Raw genomic sequence first — 6,801 nt, 5'->3', positions numbered from 1 at the left:
TACCACTGAGCTACACCCGCATTGCCTCTCTTAGAGACAAGTGTTAGTATACTTGAAATAGGCAGTGTTGTCAACTCTTTTTTAATTATTTTTTCTTTTTATGGGCTCTCAAAACCAGGTCAGTCTGAACCGCAACAAGGCTTAGACGATTTTAATTCCAACACCTTTTTTGAAGATATAGGCCGCAATTAAAAATGAACTGATCAGCAATCCCATTGTCAAAAGAACATGCATCACGATATTACCCTCACAGACGCCGATATAGGCGTATCGGGAAACATTAACCAGCGGAAAGATCGGGTTGAGATAGATTAGATTGGCCAGAAATCCCGGTAGTTTGGAAACCTCAAAAAAGACCCCTCCTAAATAGGTAAGTGGCGTGATAATAATTGCCAAAGCAAAATTCATCTTTTCAAAATTATCTAAAACAAGACCGGCAATTAAACCCACCGAAGCAAACACAAAGGACGTTGCCGTCAGTGAGAGAACAAAAAAGATTGGATATGCAACTTCATAGCCCACGAAAAATATCGTCGCCACATAAGTCAGGATCCCCACCAGCACCCCGCGAAACATTCCACCAAAGACAAAAGCCAGAATTTTTTCTGCCAGTGAGATGGGATAGCTGTTTAGATCCTGAATGGTGTTTTGAAATTTCTGTGAGATCATTGAAAAAGCGGGATTTTGAAAGGCCGCAAAAATTGCTCCCATCGTCGCTAAACCGGGAACCAGAAAATTGAGATAGCTAATTCCATCAATCCCAACTTCTCTGGTTTGCAGCATTCCCCCGAAGATCAGCATATATAATATATTCGAAATCAGTGGCGCCAGTACTGTCTGTACCGGAACCTTCATAAACCGATGGATTTCTTTATTTAAGAGGGTTGCAAATCCAACTCTGTTATAAAAAACTCTACTTTTCATTTGCCCTCCTAATGTTTAATGATATTTAAATAAATATCTTCCAGTTTTGGTCTTTCGACCACCAGATTGGTGAATTCCAAGTTTTTCTCCGATAGTTGCCTAAAGACTTTGGACAAGTCTTTTTTTGAGGCTTTCAGCTGCAGCCTGGTTTTATCTTCAATATGCGGATGATAGTCACTTAAAAAATCAAAGTCAGCCAGATTAAGCGCCTGATCAAAGTGAACCTCGATGATTGACTCCCGGGAAAAGGCATCCATCAGTTCTTCTTTGGGTTCATCAGCAATAATTTTCCCGCCATCAATAATCACAATCCGCTTGCACAGCTTTTCAGCTTCTTCAATATAGTGGGTGGTCAGGATGATCGTGGTTCCGGACTGATGCAGCTTAACCAGAAAATCATATAAGGTATGGCGCATTTCAATATCAACACCCGCTGTTGGCTCATCGAGAATCAGGATTTTGGGCTTATGAACCAGCGCCTTGGCAATCAGAAACCGTCTGCGCATTCCCCCGGACAGATCCCGAATGCGGGCACTACGTTTTTCGGTTAAGTACAAGGCCTCCAGAACTTCATCGATATAGGCCTTGTTGTTTTTGATCCCAAAGTAACCGGATTGTTTTTTTAAGGCTTCATCAACAGTAAATACAAAATCATAGCCCGTATCCTGGGGGACGATGCCGATAATTTTTTTTGTTTCCAGTTCCTTCTTATCAAGATCGTAACCACCGATGCTGACACTCCCCTGGGTCTTTTTCACATTACCGGCCAGGATATTGATCAAGGTGCTTTTACCCGCCCCATTTTGTCCCAGCAGGGCGGTGAATTCCCCTTCAGCAATTTCTAAATTGATGTTTTTTAAAGCCTCTTTTTTTCCCTTTTGATAGGTCATTGATACATCTCTTACACTGAGCATCGCTTGCCTCCTTTTCCCTGCTACAATCAATCATTCCAAAGCGGGATGATTTTTGCCTCGATTTCCCCTTTTTCTATGGTAATCAGCCCATAGCTTGCGGGATCATCCAAGCGGGGTGCCCCTACCGAACCGGGGTTCATCAGCAACACCTGGCCATCATCTTCAATGTAAGCGTGGTGGGTATGTCCATAGAGAATCACTTGCGCACTCTTTTCCAACCCGGCATAGTATAGATGATGCAGATCATTCTTGACCCCGTGTTTATGACCATGACAGGCAAACACTCTAAACCCACCTAATGTGGTTTCCAGTGACATACTACCCTGATCAGCAAACGAGTCCAAGTTGCCCTTTAAGATGTGAACGGGGGCGTTCGTGATCGTTCGCAGATACAGCGCATCTTCCACATAATCCCCCAAATGGATAATCACATCCACCGGACCCATTTCCTCAACAGCCTGTTTTACAGCTTTCAGATTGCCGTGGCTATCGCTCATTACGCCAATTTTCATTTTATCCCCCATCCCTTAGTCTTTTCGTACAAATAAAAATCCCCATTGCCCGTTTTTTATCGTGCCTGATTCAGCAGTTCCCGGGCCTTTTGAATGGCAAGGGCACGATGACTGAGGCGGTTTTTTTCTTCCTTGCTCATGTCACCGTAGCAACGTCCGGATGCTTCATGAATGAACAGCGGATCATAGCCAAATCCCCCGCTGCCGCAATAGTCACTGGCAATTTTTCCCCGAACCAGTCCTTCACAGGTCAACTCCCGACCATCCGGCAAAATCATTGCGATCACGGTGATAAAAGCTGCCCCGCGTTTTTCTTCCGGCACATCGGCTATTTCTTTCAGGAGTTTTTCATTATTGTCAGCATAGCTGACATTGTCGCCAGCATAACGGGCCGAATAGATGCCCGGGGCTCCATTTAGGCAGTCTACCGACAAACCAGAGTCGTCCCCCATAATGATCAGATCTTTGCCCTGAACATAGGGCTGCAAGGCCCGAACCTTGATCAATGCGTTCGCTTCAAAGGTCAGGCCGTCTTCAATAATATCCAGATCAATCCCCATATCCGTCATTGTCATGACTTCAAAATCATCGCCCAGCATCGCTTTCAACTCATTGGCCTTATCCTGATTTCCAGTCGCTAACAGTATCGTTCTCATGATTATTTACCCGTTAATCCTGTAATGTATCTTTCTGGAAAGCGATAATTTCTTTGATACTCGCTTCGCCCAGTTCTAATAGTTTTTGCAGTTCTTCCTTTTTAAAGGGCCGTTCTTCACCGGTGCCCTGTATTTCGATGATTTCACCCGCTTCAGTCATCACCATATTCATATCGACCTCGGCATGTGAATCTTCTTCATAACACAGATCAACAATGGCTTCGCCCTGATAAATTCCGACACTGGTGGCTGCAACATAATTGGTAATCGGCATTTCGGCAATTTTTCCGGCTGCGATCAACCCTGACAAGGCATCATGAAGGGCCAGAAATGCGCCGGTAATTGCTGCCGTCCGGGTTCCGCCGTCGGCCTGAATCACATCGCAGTCAATCCAGATGGTTCGTTCCCCCAGTAGCGTCTGGTCGATGACAGATCGTAGACTTCGACCGATTAAGCGCTGAATTTCCATGGTTCGGCCATCGATTTTGCCCCGATTCCGATCCCGGCTTTTGCGGGTATTGGTTGATGCCGGAAGCATTTCATACTCAGCAGTAACCCAGCCTTTCTTCTGGCCTTTTAAAAACGGCGGCACCTTGTCTTCAACCATCGCAGTGCATATGACCTTGGTATCGCCGACTTCAATCAGCACTGATCCCTGGGCATTTTTTATAAAGTGTCGGGTGACTCTGATTGGTCTTAATTCGTGGGCTTCCCGGCCGTCAATCCGTTGATTGATCGCCTCTGTTGCTTTTATTTCTTCACTATTTTCCATATCTTACCTTTTTCTGTTTCTTATTTTTTAAGGGATTACTGCAAAGATGCAATAATCCCTTAGTTAAAAATTCTTGTTCTTTAATACTATTCGGTGTTACCGCATCCTAAGCCAGATGTTTGGCAACGACCGCTCGAATAATTTCGTTGGCAACCTGGGCATTGGCTTTTCCTTTGGTGGCCTTCATCACCTGTCCGGTTAAAAAGCCGTACGCCTTTTCGTTACCAGCCCCGATATCTTCGACCGATTTGGGATTATCGGCAACAATTTTTTCGATGATGGCTTCCAGTTCGCCGGTATCACTCATCTGTGCCAGTCCCTGTTCTTTGACGATATCTCCAGCATTTTTACCGGAAATAAACATTTCTTTTAAAACTTCTTTACCGCTGGTTCCGCTGATGACCTTATCCTTAACCAGTTTCAAAAGTTCCACCAGTTGCGCCGGGGTAATGGTGATAGTTTCCATGCTTTGTTCATTTTCTTTTAAAAGCGGCGGAATTTCCACCATCATCCAGTTGGAAATCTGTTTGGGTTCGTTATATAGCGCCACCGCTTCTTCAAAGAAGCGGGCGGTAACACCAGTGGTTGTCAATACCCCGGCATCGTATTCCGGCAGTTTATATTCTTCTACATAACGCTGTTTTTTAGCTTCCGGCAATTCCGGCAGTTCACTTTTAATTTTTTCGATATATGACGGTTCCAGCACAATCGGGACCAGATCCGGTTCCGGAAAATAGCGATAATCGTGCGCTTCTTCCTTGCTTCGAAGCGATGAGGAAACCCCTTTGGCATCATCCCATTTACGGGTTTCCTGGATGATTTCCCGACCTTTTTTGAGCTCGATGATCTGGCGTTTGCTTTCATATTGAACCGCTCGAATCAGTGCCCGGAAGGAGTTGAGGTTTTTCATTTCGGTTCGGGTTCCCAACACTTCGGAGCCTTTTTCCCGAATTGACAAATTCACGTCAAAACGCATCGAGCCCTGTTCCATCTTACAGTCAGAAACGCCGGTATATTCCAGAATATTCCGAACCTTTTCGGCAAAGGCCCGGGCTTCCTCGGCACTGCGCAAATCCGGCTCGGTGACGATCTCAATCAGTGGGACGCCACAACGGTTGACATCCAACAGGGTTCCATCGGCCGATTCGTGCAGCAGCTTACCGGCATCTTCTTCGATATGGATGCGGGTAATGCCGATATCTTTTTTAACCCCGTCTACCTCAATGCCGACTGCACCACCAGTACAGATCGGTAAATCAAATTGCGAGGTTTGATAGGCTTTGGGCAAATCCGGATAGAAATAGTTTTTTCGGTCCATCTTGCTAAAATGAGCAATTTCGCAATTAAGCGCCAGACCGGCCCGGGTCGCATATTCGACCACTTTTTCATTGAGTACCGGCAAGACTCCCGGCATCCCCAAACACACCGGACAGGTATGGGTATTTTCATCCTGGCCAAACTCGGTTGGACACGAACAGAATATCTTTGTTTTTGTGCCCAACTCCACATGGATTTCCATTCCAATGACAATTTCATATTCCATGATTTAGACCTCCGTTCCCAATGGTGCTTTTAAATTCGTCAGACCGGATTCCTGCTCAAAGGCCCATGCGGCTTTTAACAGCGTCTCTTCGCTTAAAATCGGCCCCAACAGCTGCATCCCAATCGGCATCCCGTTATTGTCCAGGCCACAGGGAATTGAAACCCCGGGAATCCCGGCAATATTAACCGGTACGGTATAAATATCGGTCAGATACATCTCCAGCGGATTGCTGGTTTTTTCGCCAATACCAAAAGCAGTGGTCGGAGCAGTTGGGGTCAGCAGCACATCGCAACCACCAAAGACCTGATCAAAGTCAGCTTTGATGATGGTTCGCACCTGCATGGCTTTTTTATAATAGGCGTCATAATAACCAGAACTGAGGGCATAGGTCCCCAGCATGATCCGTCGTTTTACCTCGTCGCCAAAACCCTGGCTTCGGGTTTTTTTGTAAAGATCAACCAGATCGCTGTATTCTTCGGCCCGGAAACCATAACGAATACCGTCATAACGAGCCAGGTTGGAGCTGGCTTCAGCCGAGGAAATCATATAGTAGGCGGACAAGGCATAGTCCAGATGCTGAAAAGACACATCGACAATTTCGGCCCCCAGGGTTTTATAGATGGCAATGGCCTCTTCCAGACTTTTGCGGACTTCCGGTTGCAGACCTTCGCCGAAAAATTCTTTGGCCACGCCAATTTTTAACCCCTTAACCCCTTGTTTGAGGTTTTGGGTATAATCGATTTTTCCCAGATTGAGAGAGGTGGAATCCTTGGCATCATGACCAACAATGGCGTTCAGCACCAGGGCGCAGTCTTCGACATCCTTGGTGAACGGTCCAATTTGATCCAGTGATGAGGCAAAGGCTACCAGACCATAACGGGAGACCAGACCATAGGTTGGTTTCATCCCCACTACTCCGCAAAAAGCTGCCGGCTGACGGATCGATCCACCGGTGTCTGATCCCAATGTGTAAAAGGCTGTGTCGGCTGCCACGGCAACGGCTGATCCGCCGCTGGAACCGCCGGGCACCTTGTTTAAATTCCAGGGATTACGGGTCTTTTTGTAAGCTGAGTTTTCGGTGGAAGAACCCATGGCAAACTCATCCATATTGGTTTTTCCAAGCAAAATCCCCCCCGCTTCGCTAAGCCGGTCGTAAACCTCGGCATTATAAGGCGGATTGAAGTTATACAGCATTTTTGACGCACAGGTGGTTAAGATCCCTTTGGTGCACATATTGTCTTTGAGTCCGTAAGGAATCCCTTCCAGCGGGGTCCCTTGGGCTCGCACGGACAGCTCGGCATCCAACCCCTGAGCCATTTCCAATGCTACTTCGGTCTGGAGACTGAGATAGGCATCGGTACTTTTTTCAACGGCGTTAATGCGGTTAACCACCGCCTGGGTTACCTCCGTAACCGTCACTTCTTTTTTATCCAGAAGGTCATTTATTTCATGTATGGTTTTTTGATATAATTCCATTATT

The 6,801-nt window shown here is 46.2% G+C and carries 7 protein-coding genes; all 7 read right to left on the bottom strand.

The features are described from left to right. Positions 1-141 precede the first annotated feature (141 nt). Positions 142-924: an ABC transporter permease gene (locus B3F51_RS12935; protein WP_228880816.1), complete on the bottom strand. Its 783-nt coding sequence runs from the start codon at positions 922-924 to the stop codon at positions 142-144. Positions 925-932: 8 nt separating this feature from the next. Continuing rightward, a complete protein-coding gene (locus B3F51_RS12930; RefSeq protein WP_070371550.1) occupies positions 933-1,838 on the bottom strand; it encodes an ABC transporter ATP-binding protein in 906 nt (301 codons plus the stop codon). Between the two features lie 26 nt (positions 1,839-1,864). Continuing rightward, positions 1,865-2,350 carry a metallophosphoesterase family protein gene (locus tag B3F51_RS12925; protein ID WP_070371551.1) on the bottom strand — a complete coding sequence of 162 codons (486 nt, stop codon included), beginning with the start codon at positions 2,348-2,350 and terminating at the stop codon, positions 1,865-1,867. 56 nt (positions 2,351-2,406) lie between these two features. Next, a complete protein-coding gene (gene rdgB, locus B3F51_RS12920) occupies positions 2,407-3,006 on the bottom strand; it encodes an RdgB/HAM1 family non-canonical purine NTP pyrophosphatase (protein WP_286946273.1) in 600 nt (199 codons plus the stop codon). A gap of 13 nt (positions 3,007-3,019) precedes the next feature. Beyond that, positions 3,020-3,778, bottom strand: a complete 759-nt coding sequence (gene rph / locus B3F51_RS12915) for a ribonuclease PH (protein WP_286946275.1) — start codon at positions 3,776-3,778, stop codon at positions 3,020-3,022. Positions 3,779-3,884: 106 nt separating this feature from the next. Beyond that, positions 3,885-5,321, bottom strand: a complete 1,437-nt coding sequence (gene gatB, locus B3F51_RS12910; RefSeq protein ID WP_286946277.1) for an Asp-tRNA(Asn)/Glu-tRNA(Gln) amidotransferase subunit GatB — start codon at positions 5,319-5,321, stop codon at positions 3,885-3,887. A gap of 3 nt (positions 5,322-5,324) precedes the next feature. Further along, entirely contained in the window at positions 5,325-6,797 is a 1,473-nt protein-coding gene (gene gatA, locus B3F51_RS12905) for an Asp-tRNA(Asn)/Glu-tRNA(Gln) amidotransferase subunit GatA (RefSeq protein ID WP_286947486.1), read from the bottom strand. Positions 6,798-6,801 lie beyond the last annotated feature (4 nt).

It is taken from the genome of Acetobacterium sp. UBA5834 (genome assembly GCF_002435675.1).
Classification (GTDB): Bacteria; Bacillota; Clostridia; order Eubacteriales; family Eubacteriaceae; genus Acetobacterium; species Acetobacterium wieringae.
This window is presented reverse-complemented; position numbering and strand designations above follow the sequence as displayed.

Excerpts from the sequence above, each read along its gene's own strand:
- B3F51_RS12935 (WP_228880816.1), bottom strand. The coding sequence starts at position 924 with ATGAAAAGTAGAGTTTTTTATAACAGAGTTGGATTTGCAACCCTCTTA.
- B3F51_RS12930 (WP_070371550.1), bottom strand. The coding sequence starts at position 1,838 with ATGCTCAGTGTAAGAGATGTATCAATGACCTATCAAAAGGGAAAAAAA.
- B3F51_RS12925 (WP_070371551.1), bottom strand. The coding sequence starts at position 2,350 with ATGAAAATTGGCGTAATGAGCGATAGCCACGGCAATCTGAAAGCTGTA.
- rdgB (WP_286946273.1), bottom strand. The coding sequence starts at position 3,006 with ATGAGAACGATACTGTTAGCGACTGGAAATCAGGATAAGGCCAATGAG.
- rph (WP_286946275.1), bottom strand. The coding sequence starts at position 3,778 with ATGGAAAATAGTGAAGAAATAAAAGCAACAGAGGCGATCAATCAACGG.
- gatB (WP_286946277.1), bottom strand. The coding sequence starts at position 5,321 with ATGGAATATGAAATTGTCATTGGAATGGAAATCCATGTGGAGTTGGGC.
- gatA (WP_286947486.1), bottom strand. The coding sequence starts at position 6,797 with ATGGAATTATATCAAAAAACCATACATGAAATAAATGACCTTCTGGAT.